Origin of the sequence: Streptomyces sp. NPDC046712 (assembly GCF_040645695.1) — a bacterium.
In the GTDB taxonomy this organism is placed as follows: Bacteria; Actinomycetota; Actinomycetes; order Streptomycetales; family Streptomycetaceae; genus Streptomyces.
Genome location: NZ_JBEYYW010000020.1, coordinates 99,301 through 125,271, shown reverse-complemented (window position 1 = coordinate 125,271; position 25,971 = coordinate 99,301). Strand labels below are relative to the sequence as shown.

At 70.1% G+C, this 25,971-nt stretch carries 28 protein-coding genes and 1 pseudogene; 25 read left to right on the top strand and 4 right to left on the bottom strand.

Translation table 11 applies throughout. The annotated features are described in order from the left end of the window. The 11 genes from rplO (at position 1) to truA (ending at position 7,959) form a co-directional block, all read left to right on the top strand. Complete coding sequence (gene rplO, locus ABZ939_RS25150) at positions 1 to 456, top strand: 50S ribosomal protein L15 (protein WP_137993928.1); 456 nt, start codon at positions 1 to 3, stop codon at positions 454 to 456. Between the two features lie 213 nt (positions 457 to 669). Next, positions 670 to 1,989: a preprotein translocase subunit SecY gene (secY, locus tag ABZ939_RS25145; RefSeq protein ID WP_361859394.1), complete on the top strand. Its 1,320-nt coding sequence runs from the start codon at positions 670 to 672 to the stop codon at positions 1,987 to 1,989. Beyond that, positions 1,989 to 2,639: an adenylate kinase gene (locus tag ABZ939_RS25140; protein WP_361859334.1), complete on the top strand. Its 651-nt coding sequence runs from the start codon at positions 1,989 to 1,991 to the stop codon at positions 2,637 to 2,639. Before secY ends, ABZ939_RS25140 begins: the two co-directional genes overlap by 1 nt. 111 nt (positions 2,640 to 2,750) lie before the next feature. Continuing rightward, entirely contained in the window at positions 2,751 to 3,587 is an 837-nt protein-coding gene (gene map / locus ABZ939_RS25135) for a type I methionyl aminopeptidase (protein WP_361859331.1), read from the top strand. Between the two features lie 192 nt (positions 3,588 to 3,779). After that, complete coding sequence (infA, locus tag ABZ939_RS25130; RefSeq protein ID WP_003956442.1) at positions 3,780 to 4,001, top strand: translation initiation factor IF-1; 222 nt, start codon at positions 3,780 to 3,782, stop codon at positions 3,999 to 4,001. Between the two features lie 62 nt (positions 4,002 to 4,063). Beyond that, positions 4,064 to 4,177 (top strand): 50S ribosomal protein L36, encoded by a 114-nt coding sequence (gene rpmJ, locus ABZ939_RS25125; protein WP_003956441.1) that lies wholly within the window; start codon positions 4,064 to 4,066, stop codon positions 4,175 to 4,177. Between the two features lie 186 nt (positions 4,178 to 4,363). Then, on the top strand, positions 4,364 to 4,744 hold the full coding sequence (gene rpsM / locus ABZ939_RS25120; protein ID WP_146481856.1) for a 30S ribosomal protein S13: 381 nt from the start codon (positions 4,364 to 4,366) through the stop codon (positions 4,742 to 4,744). A gap of 66 nt (positions 4,745 to 4,810) precedes the next feature. Continuing rightward, entirely contained in the window at positions 4,811 to 5,215 is a 405-nt protein-coding gene (rpsK, locus tag ABZ939_RS25115) for a 30S ribosomal protein S11 (RefSeq protein WP_003956432.1), read from the top strand. Positions 5,216 to 5,346: 131 nt separating this feature from the next. Further along, complete coding sequence (locus ABZ939_RS25110) at positions 5,347 to 6,369, top strand: DNA-directed RNA polymerase subunit alpha (RefSeq protein ID WP_003966937.1); 1,023 nt, start codon at positions 5,347 to 5,349, stop codon at positions 6,367 to 6,369. Between the two features lie 169 nt (positions 6,370 to 6,538). Then, positions 6,539 to 7,021 carry a 50S ribosomal protein L17 gene (rplQ, locus tag ABZ939_RS25105; protein WP_361859328.1) on the top strand — a complete coding sequence of 161 codons (483 nt, stop codon included), beginning with the start codon at positions 6,539 to 6,541 and terminating at the stop codon, positions 7,019 to 7,021. A gap of 80 nt (positions 7,022 to 7,101) precedes the next feature. Further along, positions 7,102 to 7,959: a tRNA pseudouridine(38-40) synthase TruA gene (gene truA / locus ABZ939_RS25100; protein WP_361859326.1), complete on the top strand. Its 858-nt coding sequence runs from the start codon at positions 7,102 to 7,104 to the stop codon at positions 7,957 to 7,959. On the opposite strand, the gene ABZ939_RS25095 is transcribed toward truA, so the two are convergent. Next, positions 7,930 to 8,856, bottom strand: coding sequence for a hypothetical protein (locus ABZ939_RS25095; protein WP_361859323.1), 927 nt, complete (start codon positions 8,854 to 8,856; stop codon positions 7,930 to 7,932). The genes truA and ABZ939_RS25095 overlap by 30 nt on opposite strands. Positions 8,857 to 8,912: 56 nt before the next feature. Here ABZ939_RS25095 and ABZ939_RS25090 point away from each other — a divergent pair, with 56 nt between their 5' ends. The 4 genes from ABZ939_RS25090 to glmM all read left to right on the top strand — a co-directional run bounded on the left by ABZ939_RS25090 (position 8,913) and on the right by glmM (position 13,291). Beyond that, positions 8,913 to 10,535, top strand: a complete 1,623-nt coding sequence (locus tag ABZ939_RS25090) for an ATP-binding cassette domain-containing protein (protein WP_361859320.1) — start codon at positions 8,913 to 8,915, stop codon at positions 10,533 to 10,535. Positions 10,536 to 10,762: 227 nt separating this feature from the next. After that, positions 10,763 to 11,206, top strand: coding sequence for a 50S ribosomal protein L13 (gene rplM / locus ABZ939_RS25085; protein WP_225802478.1), 444 nt, complete (start codon positions 10,763 to 10,765; stop codon positions 11,204 to 11,206). A gap of 44 nt (positions 11,207 to 11,250) precedes the next feature. Beyond that, the gene (gene rpsI, locus ABZ939_RS25080; protein WP_361859316.1) at positions 11,251 to 11,769 is read left to right on the top strand and encodes a 30S ribosomal protein S9; all 519 of its coding nucleotides are present in this window, start codon (positions 11,251 to 11,253) and stop codon (positions 11,767 to 11,769) included. 163 nt (positions 11,770 to 11,932) lie between these two features. Continuing rightward, entirely contained in the window at positions 11,933 to 13,291 is a 1,359-nt protein-coding gene (glmM, locus tag ABZ939_RS25075) for a phosphoglucosamine mutase (protein ID WP_361859313.1), read from the top strand. Here the strand turns inward: glmM and ABZ939_RS25070 are convergent. Next, positions 13,288 to 14,262 carry a DUF389 domain-containing protein gene (locus ABZ939_RS25070; protein ID WP_361859310.1) on the bottom strand — a complete coding sequence of 325 codons (975 nt, stop codon included), beginning with the start codon at positions 14,260 to 14,262 and terminating at the stop codon, positions 13,288 to 13,290. The genes glmM and ABZ939_RS25070 overlap by 4 nt on opposite strands. A gap of 19 nt (positions 14,263 to 14,281) precedes the next feature. After that, positions 14,282 to 15,286, bottom strand: a complete 1,005-nt coding sequence (coaA, locus tag ABZ939_RS25065) for a type I pantothenate kinase (protein WP_361859307.1) — start codon at positions 15,284 to 15,286, stop codon at positions 14,282 to 14,284. 172 nt (positions 15,287 to 15,458) lie between these two features. On the opposite strand from coaA, the gene ABZ939_RS25060 reads away from it, so the two are divergent. The 10 genes and pseudogenes from ABZ939_RS25060 to ABZ939_RS25015 all read left to right on the top strand — a co-directional run bounded on the left by ABZ939_RS25060 (position 15,459) and on the right by ABZ939_RS25015 (position 25,316). Then, positions 15,459 to 16,211 carry a hypothetical protein gene (locus ABZ939_RS25060; RefSeq protein WP_361859304.1) on the top strand — a complete coding sequence of 251 codons (753 nt, stop codon included), beginning with the start codon at positions 15,459 to 15,461 and terminating at the stop codon, positions 16,209 to 16,211. Between the two features lie 39 nt (positions 16,212 to 16,250). Further along, a complete protein-coding gene (gene glmS, locus ABZ939_RS25055; RefSeq protein WP_361859301.1) occupies positions 16,251 to 18,098 on the top strand; it encodes a glutamine--fructose-6-phosphate transaminase (isomerizing) in 1,848 nt (615 codons plus the stop codon). A 4-nt stretch (positions 18,099 to 18,102) separates the two neighbouring features. Continuing rightward, complete coding sequence (locus ABZ939_RS25050; protein WP_361859298.1) at positions 18,103 to 18,471, top strand: holo-ACP synthase; 369 nt, start codon at positions 18,103 to 18,105, stop codon at positions 18,469 to 18,471. A gap of 505 nt (positions 18,472 to 18,976) precedes the next feature. Continuing rightward, positions 18,977 to 20,410, top strand: a complete 1,434-nt coding sequence (locus tag ABZ939_RS25045; protein ID WP_361859295.1) for an NAD(P)H-hydrate dehydratase — start codon at positions 18,977 to 18,979, stop codon at positions 20,408 to 20,410. Positions 20,411 to 20,881: 471 nt separating this feature from the next. Then, complete coding sequence (locus ABZ939_RS25040; protein ID WP_361859292.1) at positions 20,882 to 21,754, top strand: L,D-transpeptidase family protein; 873 nt, start codon at positions 20,882 to 20,884, stop codon at positions 21,752 to 21,754. A gap of 12 nt (positions 21,755 to 21,766) precedes the next feature. Continuing rightward, positions 21,767 to 22,129, top strand: a pseudogene (locus ABZ939_RS25035) (zinc ribbon domain-containing protein); the annotation flags it as partial. A 36-nt stretch (positions 22,130 to 22,165) separates the two neighbouring features. Beyond that, complete coding sequence (alr, locus tag ABZ939_RS25030; protein ID WP_361859289.1) at positions 22,166 to 23,314, top strand: alanine racemase; 1,149 nt, start codon at positions 22,166 to 22,168, stop codon at positions 23,312 to 23,314. A 25-nt stretch (positions 23,315 to 23,339) separates the two neighbouring features. Further along, complete coding sequence (locus ABZ939_RS25025) at positions 23,340 to 24,512, top strand: alpha/beta hydrolase (protein WP_361859287.1); 1,173 nt, start codon at positions 23,340 to 23,342, stop codon at positions 24,510 to 24,512. Between the two features lie 10 nt (positions 24,513 to 24,522). Further along, positions 24,523 to 25,026 carry a tRNA (adenosine(37)-N6)-threonylcarbamoyltransferase complex ATPase subunit type 1 TsaE gene (gene tsaE, locus ABZ939_RS25020; RefSeq protein WP_361859284.1) on the top strand — a complete coding sequence of 168 codons (504 nt, stop codon included), beginning with the start codon at positions 24,523 to 24,525 and terminating at the stop codon, positions 25,024 to 25,026. Between the two features lie 110 nt (positions 25,027 to 25,136). Further along, the gene (locus ABZ939_RS25015) at positions 25,137 to 25,316 is read left to right on the top strand and encodes a hypothetical protein (RefSeq protein ID WP_361859281.1); all 180 of its coding nucleotides are present in this window, start codon (positions 25,137 to 25,139) and stop codon (positions 25,314 to 25,316) included. Positions 25,317 to 25,374: 58 nt separating this feature from the next. Here ABZ939_RS25015 and ABZ939_RS25010 read toward each other — a convergent pair whose 3' ends face one another. Beyond that, positions 25,375 to 25,938 (bottom strand): hypothetical protein, encoded by a 564-nt coding sequence (locus ABZ939_RS25010; RefSeq protein ID WP_361859278.1) that lies wholly within the window; start codon positions 25,936 to 25,938, stop codon positions 25,375 to 25,377. Between the last annotated feature and the right edge of the window lie 33 nt (positions 25,939 to 25,971).

The following is a 25,971-nucleotide window of genomic DNA, read 5'->3' as shown; positions in this document are numbered from 1 at the left end:
ATGGCGGAGAACAACCCGCTGAAGGTCCACAACCTCCGTCCCGCCCCGGGCGCCAAGACCGCCAAGACCCGTGTGGGTCGTGGTGAGGCGTCGAAGGGTAAGACGGCCGGTCGTGGTACGAAGGGCACCAAGGCCCGCTACCAGGTTCCGGAGCGCTTCGAGGGTGGGCAGATGCCCCTCCACATGCGTCTCCCGAAGCTCAAGGGCTTCAAGAACCCGTTCCGCACCGAGTACCAGGTCGTGAACCTGGACAAGCTGGCCGCGCTCTACCCGCAGGGTGGCGAGGTCACGGTGGCCGATCTGGTCGCCAAGGGTGCGGTTCGTAAGAACCAGCTCGTCAAGGTGCTCGGCACCGGCGAGGTCTCCGTGGCGCTGCAGGTGACGGTCGACGCCGTCTCCGGCTCCGCCAAGGAGAAGATCGCCGCCGCCGGCGGCACCGTCACCGAGCTCGTCTGAGACGACTCGATGGCCTGAACATCCGACCGGGGATGCCTCCCAAAAGGGGCATCCCCGGTTGGTCGTTCCTAGGGGGGCATGTCCGCCGGTAAGGTGGCGTGCACTGTCTATGCTCCGTGCGGTATGCCCGCACGGTTTTTGACTGGTACCTATTCGTCGAACCTCAAGACCGTCACCTCTGGCGCGCATGGCGCGGGGGTCGCAGGAGGCACCGTGCTCACCGCGTTCGCCCGGGCGTTCAAGACGCCCGACCTGCGCAAGAAGCTGCTCTTCACGCTCGGCATCGTCGTGCTGTACCGGCTCGGGGCACACATCCCCGTCCCCGGTGTCAGCTACAAGGCCGTACAGCAGTGTGTGGACCAGGCGAGCCAGGGCAACAACTCCCTGTTCGGCCTGGTGAACATGTTCAGTGGCGGGGCGCTGCTGCAGATCACCATCTTCGCGCTCGGCATCATGCCGTACATCACGGCGAGCATCATCCTGCAGCTGCTGACCGTCGTGATTCCGCGTCTGGAAGCCCTCAAGAAGGAGGGGCAGTCGGGCACCGCGAAGATCACGCAGTACACGCGTTATCTGACGATCGCCCTCGCCATCCTTCAGGGCACCGGTCTCGTCGCCACCGCCAAGAGCGGTGCGCTGTTCAGCGGCTGCACGGTGGCCAACCAGGTCGTTCCGGACCCGTCGATCTTCACCATCGCCACCATGGTCATCACGATGACCGCCGGTACCGCCGTCGTCATGTGGCTCGGTGAGCTCATCACCGACCGCGGCATCGGCAACGGCATGTCCATCCTGATGTTCATCTCGATCGCCGCCGGCTTCCCGGGCGCCCTGTGGGCCATCAAGGAGAGCGGCAAGCTCGCCAAGGGCTGGATCGAGTTCGGCACCGTCATCCTGATCGGCTTCGTGATGGTGGCCCTCGTCGTCTTCGTCGAGCAGGCCCAGCGCCGTATCCCGGTGCAGTACGCGAAGCGCATGATCGGCCGCAGGTCCTACGGCGGAACGTCCACTTATATCCCGCTCAAGGTGAACCAGGCGGGTGTGATTCCTGTCATCTTCGCCTCGTCGCTGCTCTACATCCCGGCCTTGATCGCGCAGTTCTCGAACTCCACCGCGGGGTGGAAGACCTGGATCGAAGCCCACTTCGTCAAGGGTGACCACCCCTACTACATCGCGACGTACTTCCTCCTGATCGTGTTCTTCGCCTTCTTCTATGTGGCGATCTCGTTCAACCCCGAGGAAGTTGCCGACAACATGAAGAAGTATGGTGGCTTCATCCCGGGTATCCGGGCTGGTCGACCTACTGCCGAGTACCTGAGCTACGTGCTCAACCGGATCACTTGGCCGGGCTCGCTGTATCTGGGTCTGATCGCTCTTGTGCCGACGATGGCGTTGGCAGGCTTCGGTGGCGCCAATGCCAACTTCCCGTTCGGCGGGACGAGCATCCTCATCATCGTGGGTGTGGGGCTGGAGACCGTGAAGCAGATCGAGAGCCAGCTCCAGCAGCGCAATTACGAAGGGTTCCTCCGCTGATGCGAATCGTCCTCGTCGGACCGCCCGGTGCGGGCAAGGGCACGCAGGCCGCGTTCCTTGCCAAGAACCTGGACATTCCGCACATCTCCACGGGTGACCTGTTCCGCGCCAACATCTCGCAGGGCACGGAGCTGGGTCTCAAGGCCAAGGCGTACATGGACGCCGGCGACCTTGTCCCGGACGAGGTGACCATCGGGATGGCCAAGGACCGGATGGAGCAGCCGGACGCCGTCAACGGCTTCCTGCTGGACGGGTTCCCGCGGAACGTGGCCCAGGCCGAGGCTCTGGACACTGTCCTCAAGGCCGAGGACATGCAGCTGGACGCGGTCCTGGACCTGGAGGTCCCCGAGGACGAGGTCGTGAAGCGGATCGCGGGTCGCCGCATCTGCCGCAACGACAGCGCGCACGTCTTCCACGTCACGTACACCCCGCCGAAGGCCGCGGGCGTGTGTGACGTGTGCGGCGGCGAGCTCTACCAGCGCGACGACGACTCCGAGGAGACCGTCCGTCGGCGCCTGGAGGTTTACCACACCCAGACCGAGCCGATCATCGACTACTACCGGGCGCAGAACCTGGTCGTGACGATCTCGGCGCTCGGCAAGGTGGACGAGGTCACCGGGCGCGCGATGGCCGCGCTGAAGAAGGACTGACCTCGGTCCCGATGTACTGACGCTGTCGATACGGCCGCGGTGCCCCGCAGGGGCGCCGCGGCCGTATCGTTGTCCTGTCCCGTGTACGCGCAAGGAAAGGCCCCCGCCACGATGGTGCAGATCAAGACCCCCGAGCAGATCGCGAAGATGCGCGAGGCGGGGCTGGTCGTCGCCGCCATCCACGCGGCGACCCGTGAGGCGGCCGTGCCGGGTGCGACGACGAAGGACCTGGACGAGGTCGCCCGGAAGGTGATCGCGGACCACGGGGCGAAGTCGAACTTCCTCGGGTACGGCGGATTCCCCGCGACGATCTGCACCTCGGTGAACGAGGTCGTCGTCCACGGCATCCCGGACGAGAAGACCGTCCTCAAGGACGGCGACATCATCTCCATCGACGCCGGCGCGATCATCGACGGCTGGCACGGCGACGCCGCGTACACGGCGTTCGTGGGCTCGGGCCACGCTCCGGAGCTGATCGAGCTCTCCCGGGTGACCGAGGAGTCGATGTGGGCCGGCATCGCCGCGATGAAGAACGGCAACCGGCTGGTGGACATCTCCCGGGCGATCGAGACGTACATCCGCCGCCAGCCGAAGCCGGGCGGCGGCAAGTACGGCATCGTCGAGGACTACGGCGGCCACGGCATCGGCACCGAGATGCACATGGACCCGCACCTGTTGAACTACGTCTCCCGCAAGCGCGGCAAGGGCCCGAAGCTGGTCCCCGGCTTCTGCCTGGCGATCGAGCCGATGGTCTCGCTCGGCACGCCGCGTACGGAGGTCCTGGCGGACGACTGGACGGTCGTCTCGACGGACGGCACCTGGTCCTCGCACTGGGAGCACTCGGTGGCGCTCACCGAGGAGGGCCCCCTGGTCCTCACCTCGCCCGACGGCGGCAAGGCGAAGCTCGCCGAGCTGGGCGTCGTGGCGGCGCCGGATCCCCTGGCGTAGCGCGGATCCTCAGGCGTAGCAGGCCCCTACTTGCGGCGAGGCTCCTTGCGTAAGGATCTTCCGAGGTGGGCATTCTTCCCGGATTCGTCTTTTCCAGGGGCCTGACGTAGACTGATGCGTCGGCTCTCGTGTACCCGTGTGTCCGCATGCGGATCGAGAGTCGATCAAGGTAGCCGATTCGAAAGGCGAAGCGTGGCCAAGAAGCAAGGTGCCATCGAAATCGAGGGCACCGTGATCGAGTCCCTCCCGAACGCCATGTTCAAGGTGGAGCTCCAGAACGGTCACAAGGTCCTCGCGCACATCTCCGGCAAGATGCGGATGCACTACATCCGAATCCTCCCGGACGACCGGGTCGTCGTGGAGCTCTCTCCGTACGACCTGACGCGTGGCCGGATCGTCTACCGCTACAAGTAGATCTTGCCCGCACCCCGCCTCCGTGCGCGGGTGGTGGCACTGACCCGGAGAACCTCACACCCATGAAGGTCAAGCCGAGCGTCAAGAAGATCTGCGACAAGTGCAAGGTGATCCGCCGTCACGGTCGGGTCATGGTCATCTGCGACAACCTGCGCCACAAGCAGCGCCAGGGCTGACGCACGCCGACCGACCTGCATTTCGCAGTTCTTCGCGCGACGCAAGCAATACGTACATACGCAGAGCCCGCCCAGCCCGCAAGGGTCGGCGGCACCTCCGGTGGGGGCCGGGGACCCGAGCTGTACCTCATACGGCGGCCCGGGAGCGGCTCTGTGGCAGACCCCCGAACACACAGGAGCCATTGAATGGCACGCGTTTCCGGTGTTGACATCCCGCGCGAAAAGCGCGTGGAGATCGCACTCACCTACGTCTTCGGTATCGGGCGCACCCGGTCCAAGGAGATCCTCGCCTCCACCGGCGTGAACCCGAACACCCGCGTTCGTGACCTGGCCGAAGAGGACCTGGTCAAGATCCGCGAGTACGTGGACGCCAACCTCCGCACCGAGGGTGACCTCCGCCGCGAGATCCAGGCCGACATCCGCCGCAAGGTCGAGATCGGCTGCTACCAGGGTCTGCGCCACCGTCGTGGCCTGCCGGTCCACGGTCAGCGCACCAGCACGAACGCCCGTACCCGCAAGGGCCCGCGTCGCGCCATCGCCGGCAAGAAGAAGCCGGGCAAGAAGTAGTCCTCAGCGGACGCTTGACCACACGGTCTTCGCTGTAGGACCGACCACCTCCCGTAGGAGATATAGATGCCCCCCAAGGGTCGTCAGGGCGCTGCCAAGAAGGTGCGCCGCAAGGAAAAGAAGAACGTCGCTCACGGCCACGCGCACATCAAGAGCACGTTCAACAACACGATCGTCTCGATCACGGACCCCTCGGGCAACGTGATCTCCTGGGCCTCCGCCGGCCACGTCGGCTTCAAGGGCTCGCGCAAGTCGACCCCGTTCGCCGCGCAGATGGCCGCCGAGTCGGCCGCTCGCCGCGCGCAGGAGCACGGCATGCGCAAGGTCGACGTCTTCGTCAAGGGTCCGGGCTCCGGCCGCGAGACCGCGATCCGCTCCCTCCAGGCCACGGGCCTCGAGGTCGGTTCGATCCAGGACGTCACCCCCACGCCGCACAACGGCTGCCGTCCGCCGAAGCGTCGTCGCGTCTGACGCACGACGACCGGTGACGGTTGTTTTGAGGGATGGGCGGTACGGCTCTTCGGAGGCGTGCCGCCCGTACCCTTGGTAGTACCTCTGTCGGACGTCAAATAGTGGGCGTCCACAACCGAAGGATTCACACCATGCTGATCGCTCAGCGTCCCTCGCTGACCGAAGAGGTCGTCGACGAATTCCGCTCGCGGTTCGTCATCGAGCCCCTGGAGCCGGGCTTCGGCTACACGCTCGGCAACAGCCTCCGTCGTACGCTCCTCTCCTCGATCCCGGGTGCGGCGGTCACGTCCATCCGCATCGACGGTGTCCTGCACGAGTTCACCACCGTGCCGGGCGTCAAGGAGGACGTCACCGACCTCATCCTGAACATCAAGCAGCTGGTCGTCTCCTCGGAGCACGACGAGCCGGTCGTGATGTACCTGCGCAAGCAGGGTCCCGGCCTGGTCACCGCTGCTGACATCGCCCCGCCGGCCGGTGTCGAGGTGCACAACCCCGACCTGGTGCTCGCCACGCTCAACGGCAAGGGCAAGCTGGAGATGGAGCTGACCGTCGAGCGCGGTCGCGGCTACGTCTCCGCCGTGCAGAACAAGCAGGTGGGCCAGGAGATCGGCCGTATCCCGGTCGACTCCATCTACTCGCCGGTGCTCAAGGTCACGTACAAGGTCGAGGCGACCCGTGTCGAGCAGCGCACCGACTTCGACAAGCTGATCGTCGACGTCGAGACCAAGCAGGCCATGCGCCCCCGTGACGCCATGGCGTCCGCCGGTAAGACCCTGGTCGAGCTGTTCGGTCTGGCGCGCGAGCTCAACATCGACGCCGAGGGCATCGACATGGGCCCGTCCCCGACGGACGCCGCCCTGGCCGCCGACCTGGCGCTGCCGATCGAGGAGCTCGAGCTCACCGTTCGTTCGTACAACTGCCTCAAGCGTGAGGGCATCCACTCCGTGGGTGAGCTCGTGGCGCGCTCCGAGGCCGACCTGCTCGACATCCGCAACTTCGGTGCGAAGTCGATCGACGAGGTCAAGGCGAAGCTGGCCGGCATGGGCCTGGCCCTCAAGGACAGCCCGCCCGGATTCGACCCGACCGCCGCCGCCGACGCCTTCGGCGCCGACGACGACGCGGACGCGGGCTTCGTGGAGACCGAGCAGTACTGAGCAGTACCCGTCGCCCCCGGCGGTACGGGACCCTGACGGGTCCGGTCCGCCGGGGGCGCACCCAAGACTTCCGGGGCCTCGCGCTCCGGGTTTCCGGCGGGCAGTCCGCCCGCCCGGACACTGACATCGGTACCTCATACGGCCGGTGCAGATCAGAAGGAGAAACACCATGCCGCGTCCCGCCAAGGGTGCCCGCCTCGGTGGCAGCGCCGCTCACGAGCGTCTGCTGCTCGCCAACCTGGCGAAGTCCCTCTTCGAGCACGGCCGCATCACCACGACCGAGGCCAAGGCCCGCCGCCTGCGTCCGGTCGCCGAGCGCCTGATCACCAAGGCCAAGAAGGGCGACATCCACAACCGTCGCCTGGTGCTGCAGACGATCACGGACAAGGGCGTCGTCCACACGCTCTTCACCGAGATCGCCCCGCGCTACTCCGAGCGCCCGGGTGGCTACACCCGCATCACCAAGATCGGCAACCGTCGTGGCGACAACGCCCCGATGGCCGTGATCGAGCTGGTCGAGGGCGAGATCGCCAAGAAGGCGACCGTCGCCGAGGCCGAGGCCGCCGCCAAGCGCGCCGTCAAGGAGGCCGACGAGGCCAAGGTCGAGGAGACCAAGGTCGAGGACGCCGCCGAGGAGTCGAAGGACGCGTAAGCGTTCCGACGAATCTCGTGTGCGGGCCCGTACCCCTCGGGGTGCGGGCCCGTTCCCGTGTGTTTGAGAGGATTTACCGCGTGAGCGACGACGTGCAGCCCGGTTTCGTACGGATCCGGCTCGACCTTTCGTACGACGGCAAGGACTTCTCCGGCTGGGCCAAGCAGGCCCGTGGCCAGCGGACCGTCCAGGGCGACATCGAGGACGCCCTGAAGACCGTGACCCGGTCCAAGGAGACGTACGAGCTGACCGTCGCCGGCCGCACCGACGCCGGAGTGCACGCCCGCGGCCAGGTCGCCCATGTCGATCTGCCCGTCGAGCTGTGGGCCGAGCACCAGGACAAGCTGCTCAGGCGGCTCGCCGGGCGGCTCTCGCACGATGTACGCGTCTGGCGCCTGACCGAGGCCCCCAGCGGCTTCAACGCCCGCTTCTCCGCCATCTGGCGTCGCTACGCCTACCGCGTCACCGACAACCCCGGCGGCGTCGACCCGCTCCTGCGCGGGCACGTCCTGTGGCACGACTGGGCCCTCGACATGGACGCCATGAACGCCGCCGCCGAGCGCCTCGTCGGCGAGCACGACTTCGCCGCGTACTGCAAGAAGCGCGAGGGTGCCACCACCATCCGTACGCTCCAGGAGCTGCGCTGGGAGCGGCGGCCAGGCGGCATCCTCGAAGCGACCGTGAAGGCCGACGCCTTCTGCCACAACATGGTCCGCTCGCTCGTCGGCGCCCTGCTCTTCGTCGGCGACGGACACCGCCCGGTCGAATGGCCGGCGAAGGTCCTCGCCGCGGGCGTACGGGACTCCGCCGTGCACGTCGTACGCCCGCACGGGCTCACGCTCGAAGAGGTCGGCTACCCGGCCGACGAGCTCCTGGCCGCCCGGAACCGGGAGGCCAGGAACAAGCGGTCACTCCCCGGGAGCGCCGGCTGCTGCTGAGGCCTGGGACCGGCCGCGGGCGTAGATCTGGTTGAAGGCGAAGGTGCCCAGGTCGTCGCTGGCCTGGAAGACGGCCTTGTCTCCCGTCGTGACCTTCTTGCCGTTGGTGAATCCGGCCTGGGTGAAGTACGCGTACCGGCCGATCGAGTTCGCGCGGCGCAGACAGACCGTCGCGCGGCAGAACTCGCTCACACCCGAGCCGGCCAGTGGGGCGATACCGCCGCTGGCCTGGTTCTTCGCCTTCAGAGCCTCCGCCTCGGTGGAGAACACGGCCACGCCGACGGTGATCGCGACCCCGTCCTTCACATAGGTGGCGCGGATCACGCGGTCGCAGCCGTTCTTCTTCAGGACCGAGCCCAGGGCGCCCTGTGCGACGCTCGCGCAGTTCGTCGTCGACGAGGTCGCGCCCTTGCTGTAGGCGCGGCCGTTCATCGTGAGCTTCTTGCCAGGGAAGAGGCCCTCGGCGCTCAGCGGGGCCTTGTCCTTCTTCTCGTCCGAGATGAAGTCCTTGGGGTTGGGCGGGGGCGGCGGCGCCACGGAGGAGAACGTCGGGCCGGGGGTGGGGGAGTCGCTGGGCGCGCCGGATCCGGTGGGGGTGACCGTGCCGTTCTTGCCCGAGGTGGTGCCGTTGTCGCCGCTCACCACGGCGGTGGCGACGATCGCGCCGACCGCGAGGGTGGCGAGCGCGCCGCCGCCGATCAGCAGCCAGCGCTTACGCCGCCGGCCGGCCGCCGAGGCGTCGGCGAGGGCGCCCCAGTCCGGTGTCTGGGCCGCCTGTGCCCCCGGAAACGGGTTGGGCTGCTGATGTGCCGGCTGCTGCCCGTAGGGCTGGTGTCCGTACGGCTGCTGACCCTGCTGCTGCGGCTCCTGTGGCCACTGCGGTCCCCCAAAGCTCATGCCGCGCATCCTAAACCGGTTGGGAGACAGCGGCTGCGGCGGCGACAATGCCCCTCATGGGACATGTCGAGGCCGCGCATCTGGAGTACTACCTTCCCGACGGGAGGGTCCTGCTCGCGGACGCCTCCTTCCGGGTGGGGGAGGGGGCGGTGGTCGCCCTTGTCGGCGCCAACGGCGCCGGGAAGACCACGCTGCTCCGGATGATCTCCGGGGAGCTCCAGCCGCACGGCGGCTCGGTCACCGTGAGCGGCGGGCTCGGTGTGATGCCGCAGTTCGTCGGCTCGGTGAGGGACGACCGTACGGTCCGTGACCTGCTCGTCTCGGTCGCCCAGCCCCGTATCCGCGAGGCGGCCGAGGCGGTGGACGCGGCCGAGCACCTGATCATGACGGTCGACGACGAGGCCGCGCAGATGGCGTACGCGCAGGCGCTGAGCGACTGGGCCGAGGTCCAGGGGTACGAGGCCGAGACCGTCTGGGACATGTGCACCATGGCGGCGCTCGGCGTGCCGTACGAGAAGGCGCAGTTCCGCGAGGTACGGACGCTCAGCGGCGGCGAGCAGAAGCGGTTGGTCCTGGAGTCCCTGCTGCGGGGCACCGACGAGGTGCTGCTGCTCGACGAGCCCGACAACTATCTCGACGTCCCCGGCAAGCGCTGGCTGGAGGAGCGGCTGCGGGAGAGCCGTAAGACCGTGCTCTTCATCTCCCACGACCGGGAGCTCCTCGCCCGGGCCGCCCAGAAGATCATCGCGGTCGAACCGGGCCCGGCCGGGTCGGACGTCTGGGTGCACGGCGGCGGCTTCGAGACCTTCCACGAGGCGCGGCGGGAGCGGTTCGCCCGCTTCGAGGAGCTGAAGCGGCGCTGGGAGGAGAAGCACGCGCAGCTGAAGAAGCTGGTGATCAACCTGCGGCAGGCGGCGGCGGTCAGCCATGAGATGGCGTCGCGGTACGCGGCGGCGCAGACCCGGCTGAGGAAGTTCGAGGAGGCCGGTCCGCCGCCGGAGCCGCCGCGCGAGCAGGACATCCGGATGCGGCTGCGCGGCGGCCGGACCGGTGTGCGCGCGGTGACCTGCGAGAACCTCGAGCTGACCGGTCTGATGAAGCCGTTCTCGCTGGAGATCTTCTACGGGGAGCGGGTGGGCGTCCTCGGCTCGAACGGGTCGGGCAAGTCACACTTCCTGCGTCTTCTCGCCGGGGACCCGTCCGTGGCTCACACGGGCGAGTGGAAGCTGGGCGCGCGGGTCGTGCCGGGCCACTTCGCCCAGACCCACGCCCATCCGGAGCTGCAGGGGCGGTCCCTCGTGGACATCCTCTGGTCGGAGCACGCGAAGGACCGGGGCGGGGCGATGTCGGTCCTGCGGCGGTACGAGCTGGAGGGGCAGGGGGACCAGCCCTTCGAGAAGCTCTCCGGCGGCCAGCAGGCCCGCTTCCAGATCCTCCTCCTGGAGCTGTCCGGCACGACGGCGCTGCTGCTCGACGAGCCGACGGACAACCTGGACCTGGAGTCGGCGGAGGCGCTCCAGGACGGCCTGGAGTCGTACGAGGGCACGGTGCTGGCCGTCACGCACGACCGGTGGTTCGCGAAGACCTTCGACCGGTATCTGGTCTTCGGCTCGGACGGGGTCGTGCGGGAGACGAGCGAGCCGGTGTGGGACGAGCGGCGGGTGGACCGGGTGCGCTGACCTGGTGTCTCGCGGCGTTTTGACCCGTCGGGGGCGGCGCGGGTACTGTTGCGGTTTGTTATGCGTATTGGCTTCGTCGTTCTCACGCGAAGGGCCCTTACGCAGGTTCCCTGGAGCAGTTACCAGTGGCTCGCATACGGGCAGTGTTCCCGGCAGTGCAGGCCCCAGCTGCATGATCGCTTCAGGTGTGTCTGGACTCCATCCACTGAAGAAGCGAAGGCTACGAAGTGCGTACGTACAGCCCCAAGCCCGGCGATGTCACTCGCCAGTGGCACATCATCGACGCGCAGGACGTTGTCCTGGGCCGTCTGGCGACGACGGCTGCGAACCTCCTCCGGGGTAAGCACAAGCCCGTCTACGCGCCCCACATGGACATGGGCGACTTTGTCATCATCATCAACGCTGACAAGGTGCACCTGTCCGGCAACAAGAAGACCCAGAAGATGGCGTACCGCCACTCCGGGTTCCCGGGTGGTCTCCGCTCCGTCCGTTACGACGAGCTGCTGGACAAGAACCCCGAGAAGGCCGTCGAGAAGGCCATCAAGGGCATGATCCCCAAGAACTCCCTCGGCCGTCAGATGCTCTCGAAGCTGAAGGTCTACGCGGGTGAGAACCACCCGCACGCTGCCCAGCAGCCGGTCCCGTTCGAGATCACCCAGGTCGCGCAGTAGTTCCGGCCACACCCCCTAAGAACGAAAGAAATCTGAGGAGAATCGTGGCCGAGACCACTGTTGAGAACCCCATCGAGGGCGAGGAGACCTACGCCGAGGTCACCACCTTCGAGTCCGAGGTCCCCGTCGAGGGTGAGTACACCTCGGAGTCCCTGGCGTCCCGCTTCGGTGACCCGCAGCCGGCCGCCGGCCTGGGCCGTCGCAAGAACGCCATCGCCCGCGTCCGGATCGTTCCGGGCACCGGCAAGTGGAAGATCAACGGTCGCACCCTCGAGGACTACTTCCCGAACAAGGTGCACCAGCAGGAAGTCAACGAGCCCTTCAAGGTGCTCGAGCTCGACAACCGCTACGACGTCATCGCCCGCATCTCGGGTGGCGGCGTCTCCGGCCAGGCCGGCGCCCTGCGCCTCGGTGTGGCCCGTGCGCTGAACGAGGCGGATGTCGAGAACAACCGCCCGGCGCTGAAGAAGGCCGGCTTCCTCTCCCGCGACGACCGTGCGGTCGAGCGCAAGAAGGCCGGTCTCAAGAAGGCCCGTAAGGCCCCGCAGTACAGCAAGCGTTAATCGCCTGCTCGGTCTGCTTTGCACGTACGCCCCGGCGGCACTGCCCGTGCTGCCGGGGCGTACGTCTTTTCCTCTCCCTGGGCCTTTCTGGGCAGCTGTGACGTAATAACGGGCATCAAGTGCTCAGGGGATCGCATTTTCGGAGCAGTTTCGGAGGACAGCTGTGGGACGACTCTTCGGCACGGACGGTGTGCGCGGTGTTGCCAACGCGGATCTGACGGCGGAGCTGGCGCTCGGCCTTTCGGTCGCCGCGGCGCACGTGCTCGCCGAGGCGGGGACCTTCGAGGGCCATCGGCCGACCGCGGTGGTCGGGCGTGACCCGCGTGCCTCGGGAGAGTTCCTGGAGGCCGCCGTCGTGGCGGGCCTCGCGAGCGCGGGCGTGGACGTCCTGCGCGTCGGTGTGCTGCCCACCCCGGCCGTGGCGTATCTCACCGGAGCGCTCGGCGCCGACCTCGGTGTGATGCTCTCGGCCAGCCACAACGCGATGCCCGACAACGGCATCAAGTTCTTCGCCCGCGGCGGTCACAAGCTCGCCGACGAGCTGGAGGACCGGATCGAGTCCGTCTACGAGGAGCACCGCACCGGCGCCCCGTGGGAGCGGCCGACCGGCGCCGGCGTCGGCCGGGTCCGTGACTACGACGAGGGCTTCGACAAGTACGTCGCCCACCTCCTCTCGGTCCTGCCGAACCGGCTCGACGGGCTGAAGGTCGTCCTCGACGAGGCGCACGGCGCGGCCTCGCAGGTGTCGCCCGAGGCGTTCACGCGGGCCGGCGCCCAGGTCGTCACGATCGGCGCGGCCCCGGACGGCCTCAACATCAACGACGGCTGCGGCTCCACCCACCTCGGCCTGCTGAAGGCCGCCGTCGTCGAGCACGGCGCGGACTTCGGCATCGCCCACGACGGCGACGCGGACCGCTGCCTGGCCGTGGACGGCGAGGGCAACGAGGTCGACGGCGACCAGATCCTCGCGGTGCTGGCGCTCGCCATGCGCGAGGCCGGGACACTGCGGGGCGACACCGTCGTCGCGACCGTGATGTCCAACCTGGGCTTCAAGATCGCCATGGAGCGCGAGGGGCTTCAGTTGGTGCAGACGGCGGTCGGTGACCGGTACGTCCTGGAGTCCATGAAGGAGCACGACTACGCCCTCGGCGGCGAGCAGTCCGGGCACGTCATCGTGCTCGACCACGCCACCACCGGCGACGGCACGCTGACCGGCCTGATGCTGGCGGCGCGGGTCGCGGCCACCGGCAAGTCGCTCGCGGAGCTCGCCTCCGTCATGGAGCGGCTGCCGCAGGTCCTCATCAACGTGCCCGACGTGGACAAGTCCCGGGTGAAGACCTCCGGCGAGCTGGCCGCGGCGGTCGGCGACGCCGAGCGCGAACTCGGCTCCACCGGCCGGGTGTTGCTTCGCCCCTCGGGCACCGAGCCGCTCGTACGGGTCATGGTCGAGGCCGCGGACATCGAGCAGGCGCGATCCGTGGCCGGTCGTCTGGCCGATGTGGTGAAGTCCGCGCTCGGCTAAGGCTGTTCGGGCTTGGGGAGTCGTGGCGCACCCGGCGGGCGGATCATCCGTCCCTGCTGGGTGCGCCACAGCAGTTTCCAGCCGATGAGTGTGAGGACGCCGGCGAGGATGATGCCGCCCAGATTCAGCAGCAGCTGCTCGGCGGAGCCCCACATCTGGCTGAACTCGCCGTAGCTGAGGGCCAGGGCGGCGTTCGCGCCGGCCGGGACGGTGGTCACGGAGATCGCCACGCCCACCAGCGTTCCGGCCTTGGCGGAGGTCAGCGAGAGCACGCCCGCCACGCCCGCGAGGAGGGCGACGATGAAGGAGAACGGGTCGGGCTGGTAGATGAAGCCCGTGTTCGGGCGCGGCCTGTCGAGCATCCCCGGGTGGAACTGGCCCAGAGCGTCCATCACCAGGCTGAACACGGTCGTCGCCACGATCGCCGCGGCGAATCCCACAAGCAGCGCGACCAGCGAGCGACCGGCCAGCCTCGGCGTGCGCTGCACCAGGCCGATGCTGACCCCGGCGAGCGGGCCGAACTCCGGGCCGACCGCCATGGCCCCCACGATCAGGATCGCGTTGTCCAGCGCCACACCGCAGGCCGCGATCATCGTCGCCACGATCATCAGGGCGGCGTACGTGATGGTGAGGGTGGACTCCTCCTGGGTCGCCCCTGCCAGCTGCTCCCAGATCACTGCGTCCGCGGCCTCGCCCGGCGCCTCCTCCTCCGCCTGATCGGCGCGCCGGGAGAGCGACAGATCGATGTTCTCGACGGCGATCGAACCGTCCTTGTCGATACCCAACTCCCTCAGTCCGTGAAGGAGTTCGTCGCCGGCCTCGCGGGCCACGTCGCACGTCACGATGTCACCGGCGGGATCACGGGCGGCGCCCGTGAGCACGACCAGATGGGTGGTACCCACGGTCTTGCCGATCAGCTCGAGAACGGCGTCCGTGCGATCCGACGGGGTGATCATCCGCAGGTGCAGCATGGCCGCACCTTAACGGGAATCAGAGCTTCCGCAGCGACAGCTTCTGCACCTTGTGGTCCGGTCCCTTGCGGACGACGAGAGTCGCCCGGCCGCGCGTCGGCGCCACATTCTCCAGCAGGTTCACCTTGTTGATGGTCCGCCACATCGTGCGGGCATACTCCAGGGCCTCCTCCTCGGAGACCTGGGTGTAGCGCTGGAAGTACGAGAACGGGTTCTGGAACGCCGTCTCGCGCAGCTTGCGGAAGCGGTTGAGATACCAGCGCTCGATGTCCTCGGGCCGCGCGTCCACGTACACAGAGAAGTCGAAGTAGTCGGCGAGACCGACCCGCGTCCGGCCGTCCTTGCCGGGCAGCGCCGGCTGCAGGACGTTGAGCCCCTCGACGATCAGGATGTCGGGGCGGCGCACCACGAGCCGCTCGCCCGGCACGATGTCGTAGATCAGGTGGGAGTAGACCGGGGCGGTGACCTCCTCCTTGCCCGCCTTGATGTCGGCGACGAACCGGGTCAGCGCCCGGCGGTCGTACGACTCGGGGAAGCCCTTGCGGGACGTCAGCCCGCGCGCCTTCAGCTCCTCCATCGGGTAGAGGAAGCCGTCGGTGGTGACCAGCTCGACGCGCGGGTGCTCCGGCCAGCGGGCGAGCAGCGCCTGGAGGAGGCGGGCCACGGTGGACTTGCCGACGGCGACGGAGCCGGCGACCCCTATGACGAAGGGGGTGCCGCGCTGCTCGGCCCGCTCCCCGAGGAACGTGTTCAGCGCGCCGCGCAGGCCGCTGGTGGCCTGGACGTACAGATTGAGCAGCCGGGACAGCGGCAGATAGATGTCCCGCACCTCGTCGAGGTCGATGACGTCCCCGAGGCCCCGCAGCCGCTCCACCTCGTCGGCGGAGAGCGGCAGCGGCGTCTTGTCGCGCAGCGCGCTCCACTCGGCCCTGGTGAGGTCGACATACGGCGTGGCGTCCGGCCCCCGTCGGGGCCCGGCGCCGTTGCCGTTCCCGTTGGCGCTTCGTGGCGGCGAAGTGATCACCCCGCCATTGTCGTGGGTCCGGGGCCGTTGTGGGTCGTGGGCTCGGTCACGCGGAAAACCCGTTGTCCGACCCGTGCCCTACCGTGATCATGCAGGTTGCCGCGTGGCTGTGGACTTCACGCGGGGGGACGCCGCCCAGGGGCGGCACAAGCGAACAGAAGGTCACATCCATATGCGTACGTCCGTGCGAACCGCCGCCGCCACTGCCACCGCCGCCTCGCTCGCGCTGCTGCTCACCGCCTGCGGCGGGGACGGCAAGAGCGAGGACAAGGGTAAGGACGCCCCCAAGGCGTCCGCCTCCGCAGCGCCCGATGCCAAGGCGCTGTCCGCCGCCGAGCTGGAGAAGCTGATCGTCGAGCAGGCCGACGTCAAGGGCTACCAGGTGCAGAAGGCCGAGCCCACGGACGTGGTGAAGTCCAGTGACGTCACCACGGACAAGCCCGCCTGCAAGCCGCTCGCCGACGCCATGTCGTTCATCGCGACCGGCAACCCCGGCGCCAGCGTGCAGCGCAAGGCGATCGCCGAGCCGAAGGCCGGCGGCGCGACGGCGTCGCCGGACGACATCATGGGCGCGCTCGGTGCCCCGGTGACGGCCGTGACGCTCGGCTCGTACGACGGCAGCGGCGCGCAGGACGCGCTCGCCTCGCTGAAGAAGGCCGGCGCGGAGTGCGCGGGCGGCTTCACGCTGAACGGCGGCGGCGAGCAGACGAAGATCGGCAAGGTCGCTCCGGAGACCGTCACCGCCGGTGAGGAGGCGGTGGCCTTCACCGTCACCACCGACATGGACGGCAAGCCGTTCATCAGCAAGGTCGTGGCCTTCCGCAAGGGCAACACCCTGGCCTCCTTCTCCGTCATCAGCCTCGCCGGCGTGGTCAAGGAACTGCCGACGGCCGTCATCGACGCGCAGGCCGCCAAGCTCGGCTGAGTCCGGGCCATGGGGCGGGTTCGGTCGTAGGCTGCCGCCATGTGCGGAATCGTGGGATACGTCGGCGGGCAGTCGGCGCTTGATGTGGTGATCGCGGGCCTGAAGCGGCTCGAGTACCGGGGCTACGACTCGGCCGGCGTCGCGGTGCTCTCCGATGGGGGACTGGCCGCGGCGAAGAAGGCGGGCAAGCTCGTCAACCTGGAGAAGGAGCTGGTGGACCGGCCGCTGTCCAGCGGCTCCACCGGCATCGGACACACCCGCTGGGCCACCCACGGCGGGCCGACCGACGTCAACGCGCATCCGCATCTCGACAACGCGGGGCGCGTGGCCGTCGTCCACAACGGGATCATCGAGAACTTCGCCGGCCTGCGCGCCGAACTGGAAGAGCGTGGGCACGACCTCGCGTCCGAGACGGACACCGAGGTCGTGGCCCATCTGCTCGCCGAGGAGTTCTCCTCCTCCGGCGACCTGGCCGAGGCGATGCGGCTGGTGTGCCGGCGGCTCGACGGGGCGTTCACGCTGGTCGCCGTGCACGCCGACGAGCCCGACGTCGTGGTCGGCGCCCGGCGGAACTCGCCCCTCGTGGTGGGCGTCGGCGAGGGGGAGTTCTTCCTCGCCTCGGACGTGTCCGCCTTCATCGCGCACACCCGGTCCGCGATCGAGCTGGGGCAGGACCAGGTCGTAAAGCTCTCCCGGGAGGGCGTCGAGGTGACCGACTTCGCCGGCACGCCCGCCGACGTACGGGCGTACCACGTGGACTGGGACGCCTCGGCCGCCGAGAAGGGCGGCTACGACTACTTCATGCTCAAGGAGATCGCCGAGCAGCCCAAGGCCGTCGCCGACACCCTCCTCGGCCGGATCGACGCCGAGGGCCACCTCAGGCTCGACGAGGTACGCATCCCGGACGCGGTGCTGCGCGAGGCCGACAAGATCGTCATCATCGCGTGCGGCACGGCCTTCCATGCCGGAATGATCGCGAAGTACGCCATCGAGCACTGGACGAGGATCCCCTGCGAGGTCGAGCTCGCCAGCGAGTTCCGCTACCGGGACCCGATCCTCGGCCAGCGGACGCTGGTCATCGCGATCTCCCAGTCCGGCGAGACCATGGACACCCTCATGGCGCTGCGGCACGCGCGCGAACAGGGCGCGAAGGTTCTCGCCGTGTGCAATACGAACGGGTCGACGATTCCGCGGGAGTCCGACGCGGTTCTCTACACGCACGCCGGGCCGGAAGTCGCCGTCGCCTCCACCAAGGCGTTCCTGACCCAGCTCGTCGCCTGCTATCTGCTGGCGCTGTACCTGGGGCAGGTACGCGGCACGAAGTGGGGCGACGAGATCCACGCCGTGATCCGCGAACTCGCCCGGATCGCCGACGAGGTCGACCGGGTCCTGGAGACCATGGAGCCGGTGCGCGCGCTGGCCCGCTCGCTCGCCGACAAGAACACGGTGCTCTTCCTCGGTCGGCACGTCGGCTACCCGGTGGCCCTGGAGGGCGCGCTGAAGCTGAAGGAACTCGCGTACATGCACGCCGAGGGCTTCGCCGCGGGTGAGCTGAAGCACGGGCCGATCGCCCTCATCGAGGAGGACCTGCCGGTGGTGGTGGTCGTACCGTCACCGCGCGGGCGGTCCGTCCTGCACGACAAGATCGTCTCCAACATCCAGGAGATCCGGGCGCGCGGGGCGCGGACGATCGTGATCGCGGAGGAGGGCGACGAGGCCGTCGTCCCGTACGCCGACCATCTCATCCGTATCCCGGCAACGCCTACGCTGCTCCAGCCGCTGGTCTCCACCGTGCCGCTGCAGGTCTTCGCCTGCGAACTGGCGACGGCGCGCGGCAACGAGGTGGACCAGCCGCGCAACCTGGCGAAATCTGTGACCGTGGAGTGAGCGAATGATCATCGGGGTGGGGATCGACGTGGCGGAGATCGACCGCTTCGCCGCGTCGATCGAACGGACGCCGGGGCTGCTGCAGCGCCTCTTCGTCGAGCGGGAGCTGCTGCTCCCGAGCGGCGACCGGCGCGGGACGGCCTCCCTCGCCGTGCGGTTCGCCGCGAAGGAGGCGGTGGCCAAGGCGCTCGGCGCGCCGGGCGGGCTGCACTGGACGGACGCGGAGGTGTACGTGGAGGACAGCGGCCAGCCCCGTCTCCGCGTGCGCGGCACGGTGGCGGCGCGGGCGACGGAGCTGGGTGTACGGCACTGGCATGTGTCGCTGAGCCACGACGCGGGCGTGGCGTCGGCGGTGGTGATCGCGGAGGGGTAGTGGGGCGGCGGCCTTCGCCGGGTGGGGGCGCGGAGAGGTAGTGGGGCGGCGGTCTCGCCGGGTGGTGATCGCGGAGGGGTGCGGGGCGGCGGCCCCCGGCCCGACGCCTCAAGTGGCGTGGCCCCCGGCTTGATGCCCCTCCCGGCGTGGCCTCCGGCCCGACGCTCCCGCCCCGGCGCCGCCCCTGGGCCCGACGCCCCCCCCGGCCCGATGCCCCTCCCGGCGCGGCGGCCCCCACTGGCTCGACGCCCCTGCCCGGGCATGGCGTGGCCCCTGGCCCGATGCCCCCGCCCCCTGCGCCGCCCCTCGGCCCGACGCCTCTCCCGGCATGGTCCTCGGCCCGATGCCCCTCCCGGCGCGGCGGCCCCCGGCCCGACGCCCCCGCCCCGGCGCGGTCCGGGGCTGTGGCTTCCTGGGCGCCTTCCGCTTCCCTGCCCGGGGCGGTGAGAGGGCGTCAGCCCTTGCCTCCGGGCGGGGGCTTGAGGTGTGCGGCAGACTGCGGGACATGCGTACCGCTTACCGCGTGGAGACCGTACGGGCCGCCGAGGCCGAACTGATGGCGACGCTGCCCCAGGACGCCCTCATGCAACGGGCGGCGGCGGGGCTCGCCGCCGCCTGTTTCTCGCTCCTCGGTCGCGGCCATGTGTACGGGTCGAGGGTCGTGCTGCTCGTCGGCAGCGGCGACAACGGGGGCGACGCCCTCTATGCGGGCGCGCGGCTCGCCCGGCGCGGGGCGGGTGTGACGGCCGTCCTGCTGGGGTCGCGGGCCCATGAGCGGGGCCTGGCGGCGCTGCGGGCGGCCGGTGGACGGGTGGCCGAGGACCCCTTCGAGCCGCTCGCCGTGGCCGATCTCGTCCTCGACGGGATCACCGGGATCGGCGGGCGCGGCGGACTGAGGCCGGACGCCGTCCCCGTCGCGCGGGCGGCGCGCGGCTCGGACGCGGTCGTGGTCGCCGTCGACCTGCCGAGCGGTGTGGACGCGGACTCGGGGGAGATCGCGGGGGAGGCGCTGCGGGCGGACGCGACGGTGACGTTCGGGGCGTACAAGCCGGGACTGCTCATCGACCCGGCGCGGGAGTACGCGGGGGCGCTGCGGCTCGTGGACATCGGCCTCGGGGACTTCCTGCCGTCCGTGCCGGAGCTCCAGGCGCTCCAACACGAGGACGTGGCAGACATGTTGCCGGTGCCGGGCGCGGAGAGCGACAAGTACCGGCGGGGTGTCGTGGGCGTGGTCGCCGGCTCGGCGCGCTATCCGGGGGCGGCGGTACTGGCGGTGGCGGGCGCGCTGCGGGGCGGGGCGGGGGCGGTGCGGTACGTGGGGCCGGCCGGTGACGCGGTGATCGCGCGCTACCCGGAGACGCTGGTGCACACGGGGCCGCCGGCGAAGGCGGGGCGGGTACAGGCGTGGGTGGTGGGGCCGGGGCTCGGCGACGGGCCGGGGGTCGCGGACGTCCTGGCCTCGGACGTACCGGTCCTGGTGGACGCGGACGGCCTGCGGGACCTGGACGCGTCGGTGGTGCGGGGACGTACGGCCCCGACGCTGCTCACCCCCCACGCCGGGGAGGCGGCGGCACTGCTCGGCGTCTCCCGGGAGGCGGTGGAGTCGGAACGCCTGGGGGCGGTACGGGAGCTGGCGGCACGCTACGGGGCGACGGTGCTGCTGAAGGGCTCGACAACGTTGGTCGCGGACGCGGGGGGCGGCGGGCCGGTCCGGGTGAATCCCACGGGCACGTCGTGGCTGGCGACGGCGGGCAGCGGGGACGTCCTGTCGGGCCTCGCGGGTTCCCTGCTGGCCGCGGGCCTTCGGGCCCTGGACGCCGGGTCGGCGGCCGCGTACCTCCACGGCCTGGCCGCGCGCCGCGCGTCGGGGGGCGCGCCGGTCGCGGCGGGCGATGTGGCGTCGGCCCTGCCGGGCGCGTGGCGTGACGTGATGTCGTAAGAGCGGTGAGCCCCCACCCCGCCCCTTCCCGAAACCCTGCCGGGGGCCGGGGGGGGTGGGGTTGATGAATCGGGGGGCCTTCGGCCCCCGGCCCCGGGGGCGCGGCAGGTTCGCGCCGCGAGGGGGGAGAGGCTGCTGCGCGCCGGGACGGCGGGTGGTCTGAGTGTTGCGAGCGGGCAGTGGACGCCGACGGCTGCGCGTCAGAGCCGCGGTGTGGCCCCGCGACGCATGGTGACTTCGTGCCCCGGTACGGCCCCCGTGAAGTGCGGCGGCGTCCTGTGCCGCAGTGCGGCCCCCGCCTCGCGAACCCCGCCTCGCGAGCCCCGCCTCGCGAGCCCCGCCTCGCGAGCCCCGCCCCGCGAGCCCCGCCCCCACCACCCCCTCGCCGCCCCACCCCCGGTTGGGCGAACCCGTTGGACCAGGCGTGGGGTTGGGCGGGCGGGGTGAGGGTCGGGCGGGTTGGCTGGGTGGGTGATCAGATGGACCGCGCCCTCCCCTGCCGTGACGCTGCTGCTCGTGGCCGCAGCCGCCCTCCCGCTGGCCCCCGGCCCCGCGCTCGCCGAGCCCGCGCCGCCCGCGGCCGACTCCGACGTCCTCGTGCCCGGCCTGCCCGGCGCCGGGGAGGCCGAGTACCCCATGGACACGCCCGACCAGGTGCTGCCGCCGCTCCAGCAGGAGGGCGAGGGGATCCCCGTTCCCGAGCCTGAGGCACCCGTCGACGAACTGGTCGAGTACCTGCCGCGCAGCGCCGGCGCAGCGGCCTGCACCACGCTGACCGGGCCCCACCAGCGCCGGGTCGAGCAGCTGCTCAAGCTCAAGGTCGACGGCAAGCAGTCCGCTGCCGACTGCAAGGTCATCCGCGCGTTCCAGCTGAAGGAGAAGATCAAGCCCGCCCAGGGCTACGCCGGCCCCGTCACCTGGGCCCGCGCCGAACTCCTCGCCGCCCGCAAGAACCCCAACGCCGCCGGAAAGTGCCCGGTCAAGAAGTACACCGTCGCTTGCGTCGACCTGAACCGCGAGGTCATGTGGGTCCAGAAGGACAAGAAGGTGACGTTCGCCGTCGTCAACATCCGCAGCGGACGACCCGGCTACCGCACCCGTACCGGCTGGAAGACGATCTACTGGCGCAACAAGAACCACTGGTCGTCGATCTACAACACGCCCATGCCCTACGCCCAGTTCTTCGACGGCGGGCAGGCCTTCCACGCCGTGTACGGCCAGCTCGCCACGCCCACCGGAAGCCGCGGCTGCGTCAATCTCAGCCACGCCCACGCCAAGAAACTCTGGGACGTCCTGCGCAAGGGTGACCGGGTCTACATCTGGGGAAAGCGGCCCGGCGGGTGACTTTCGCTCTCGTGGTCTCAATTCGTCCGCATGCTGGAATACAAGGCCGTCAAACATGGTCGCACCTTCGCCCAGGTCGACCGGGCGTTTCCGTCCTCCCAGATCTGCTCGACCTGCGGGTACAGAGACGGGCCCAAGCCGCTCCACGTTCGGGAGTGGACGTGTGGCCAGTGCGGCACTGTGCACGACCGCGACCACAACGCAGGCCGGAACGTCCTTTTCGAAGGACGACGCATCGTCGCCGCCGGACGGGCGGAGACACGAAACGCCTCGCCGAGCGCAGGTAAGACCGGGGCGAGAGTCCCGGCACAGCGCGTTGAAGCAGGAAGCCACCGAGGCGGCCGACCGGCCGCGGCAGGAACCCCCGTCCGTTAGGACGGGGCGCACGTCAAACCTGAGAGACTGGGCGCGATGACTGAGACACCGCCGCCCCGCAGAGCCCGCGCCGAGATCGACCTCGGTGCGCTGCGTGCGAACGTCCGCACGCTGCGCGCCCGCGTCGCGCCCCACGTCCAGGTGATGGCCGTGGTCAAGGCGGACGCGTACGGACACGGCGCGATCCGCTGTGCCCGCGCCGCCCTCGACACGGGTGCCGACTGGCTCGGCACCGCGACCCCGCACGAGGCGCTCGCCCTGCGCGCCGCGGGGATCACGGACGCGCGGATCCTGTGCTGGCTCTGGACCCCCGGCGACCCGTGGGCCGAGGGTATCGAGGCCGGGCTCGACATGACCGTCAGTGGGATGTGGGCCCTGGAGGAGCTTCTCGCAGCGGCGCGCGAGACGGGGAAGCGGGCCCGTGTCCAGCTCAAGGGCGACACCGGCCTCGGCCGCAACGGCTGCCAGCCCGCCGACTGGCCCGAGCTCGTCGGCGAGGCCCTCAAGGCAGAGAGCCAGGGCCTGCTGAAGATCACCGGGCTCTGGTCGCACTTCGCCTGCGCCGACGAGCCCGGCCACCCCTCCATCGCCTCCCAGCTCGACGTCTTCCGTTCGATGCTCGACTACGCCGAGAAGGCCGGCGTCGAGCCCGAGGTCCGGCACATCGCCAACTCGCCGGCCACCCTCACCCTGCCCGAGTCCCACTTCGACCTCGTACGGCCCGGCATCGCGATGTACGGCGTCTCGCCCAGCCCGGAGCTCGGCACCTCCGCCGACTTCGGCCTGCGGCCCGTGATGTCCCTGATCGGAAGCGTCGCGCTCGTCAAGCAGGTCCCGGGCGGGCACGGGGTCAGTTACGGACACCACTACGTCACCCAGGGCGAGACCACCCTCGGGCTGATCCCGCTCGGGTACGCCGACGGCATCCCGCGCCACGCCTCGGGCCGCGGCCCCGTCCTGGTCGGCGGCAAGGTCCGTACCGCCGCCGGCCGGGTCGCCATGGACCAGTTCGTCGTCGACCTGGCGGGGGACAGGATCGAACCGGGCACGGAAGCGGTGCTCTTCGGACCCGGCGACCGGGGCGAGCCCACCGCCCAGGACTGGGCCGAGGCCGCCGACACCATCGCGTACGAGATCGTCACCCGCATCGGGGCACGCATCCCGCGCGTCTATGTGAACGGGTAAGCACCTACCGAACAGGGGAGCGGAAGTGAGCGAGTCCAGCACCGACAACTGGCGGCGTGCCGGGTTCGCCGGCGCCGCGATAGGCGTTCTCGCCGCCGGTGCGGCGGCCGGGGTCGCCCTCGAGCGGCTCACCGTCGGTCGCGGGATGCGGCAGAAGGCCCGGCTCGCCCTCGACGCCTCCGCTCCCTACGGCTCCCTGCGCGGCACCTCCGGCAAGGCGCTCGCCGACGACGGCACCGCGCTGTACTACGAGATCGACGAGGTCGAGCCGGACCCGCCGGCTCCGCGCCGCCGGCGGCTCTTCGGCCGCAAGGCGCCCGCGCCGGTCACCGTCGTGTTCAGCCACGGCTACTGCCTCTCCCAGGACTCCTGGCACTTCCAGCGGGCGGCGCTGCGCGGACTGATCCGTACCGTCTACTGGGACCAGCGCAGCCACGGACGCTCGGCCCGCGGGGTCGCCCAGTCCGGGCCCGACGGCGTCCCGGTCTCCATCGACCAGCTCGGCCGGGACCTCAGGGCCGTCATCGACGCGGCCGCGCCCGAGGGCCCGCTGGTCCTCGTCGGGCACTCGATGGGCGGCATGACGATCATGGCGCTCGCCGACCGGTACCCGGAGCTGATCCGTGAACGGGTCGTCGGTGTGGCCTTCGTCGGCACGTCGGCGGGCCGGCTCGGCGAGGTCAACTACGGACTGCCGGTGGCCGGGGTCAACGCGGTGCGGCGGGTGCTGCCGGGGGTGCTGAAGGCGCTCGGCTCGCAGGCGGAACTCGTCGAGCGGGGCCGCCGGGCCACGGCCGACCTGTTCGCCGGGCTGATCAAGAAGTACTCCTTCTCGTCCCGGGACGTGGACCCGGCGATCGCCCGGTTCGCCGAGCGGATGATCGAGTCGACGCCGATCGACGTGGTCGCGGAGTTCTATCCGGCCTTCTCGGAGCACGACAAGGCGGCGGCGCTCCAGATCTTCGCCGAGATCCCGGTGCTCGCGCTCGCCGGTGACCGCGATCTGGTCACCCCCAGCGCGCACACCGAGGCCATCGCCGATCTGCTGCCGGAGGCGGAGCTGGTCATCGTGGGCGACGGCGGCCATCTGGTGATGCTGGAGCACCCCGAAGCGGTGACGGACCGGCTGGCCGACCTGTTGGCGAAGGTCGGGGCGGTCCCCGCGGAGGCGGCGAAGTCGGGTTCCGGTAGCAGTTAGGTTGGCTCGTATGGAAGCACCGCACTCCGAATCGCACTCCACCGCCACCCTCGACATCGACTCCCCGGAGGAGATGCAGGAGATCGGCCGCCGCCTGGCCAAGCTGCTCCGCCCGGGCGACCTCGTCATGCTCACCGGTGAGCTCGGCGCCGGGAAGACGACGCTGACCCGCGGCCTGGGAGAGGGCCTGGGCGTGCGCGGCGCCGTCACCTCCCCGACCTTCGTGATCGCCCGCGTCCATCCGTCCCTGGTCGGCGGACCCGCGCTGGTCCACGTCGACGCGTACCGCCTCGGCGGCGGCCTCGACGAGATGGAGGACCTCGACCTGGACGTCTCGCTGCCCGATTCGGTGGTCGTCGTGGAGTGGGGCGACGGCAAGGTCGAGGATCTGACGGACGACCGGCTGCACGTACTGATCCACCGGGTCGTCGGCGACACGGACGACGACCGGCGCAGCGTCGTGCTGCACGGGATCGGCGCGCGGTGGGCCGACGAGAACCTCGCGCTGAGCTGAACGTACGTAGGTTCCGACAAGGTGTCGGGAAGATGTTGCATCGGTCGTACGAGCCGTGGTGACATGGATGCACGAGCTGGTTAGGTGTACCTAACCTACGGGAGGCATGCATGGCGACGCCAGAGCGCGAGCGCGCGGAAGAGCGCATCTCGATGAGTGAGCTGCTGGCGTCCTGTGCCGCGGCGAACGCGGTGTCGACACCCCCGCGCACGTCCGATGCGGAGGCCCTTGCCCACGGGACCGACGAGGACGCCGAACGGGAGAGCACGGCCCGGCGCGAGGCCGCGTAACCCGTACGAGCGAAGTGCCGGGCCCGCCCAGGCCGGTGGAGGGCAGGGCCGAGGGGCGTCAGGCGACGACGACGACCTTCGCGCCGATCGCCGCGAACGTCCACATCGCGTCGCCGTCCGCCCGCTTCATCCGGATGCCGCCCGTCTTCCGCGACGGGTCCGGCGTCGGCAGCGTGCCGTCGACGGCGGCGCTGAAACCGATCGAGACGTCCTGCACGGTCGTGAACCGCACCACGTGCTCGATCTTCACGCCGTCCGAGCCGCGGACCGTGCCCGAGCGCGAGGTCACGGTGTACGTCCCCGGCGCCGGGTGGACCGTGCTCGGCATCACCGAGAAGGTGTGCGTGGCCTGGCCCTTCTGGTCGACCAGCCAAACCCGGCGCTCGGCCAGCGCGTACACCACGCGCGCACCGCTGCCCGAGTTCGCCGGGACGGCGAGGGGGTCCTTGGCGGGCTTCTCGGGGCTGCCGGGGGTGGTGGCCGCCGGGGCCGACGCCGTGTTCCTCGGCTTGGCCGAGACATCGGCGGGCGCGTTCGCCGACGCCTGGTAGGCGAGGAAGGCGACCGCCGCGACCGCCGCCGCGGTGAGCCCGGCCACGAATCCCGAGCTGCTCCGTGCCACCGTGTCGCCCACCTTTCCGTACGTACGTATCGG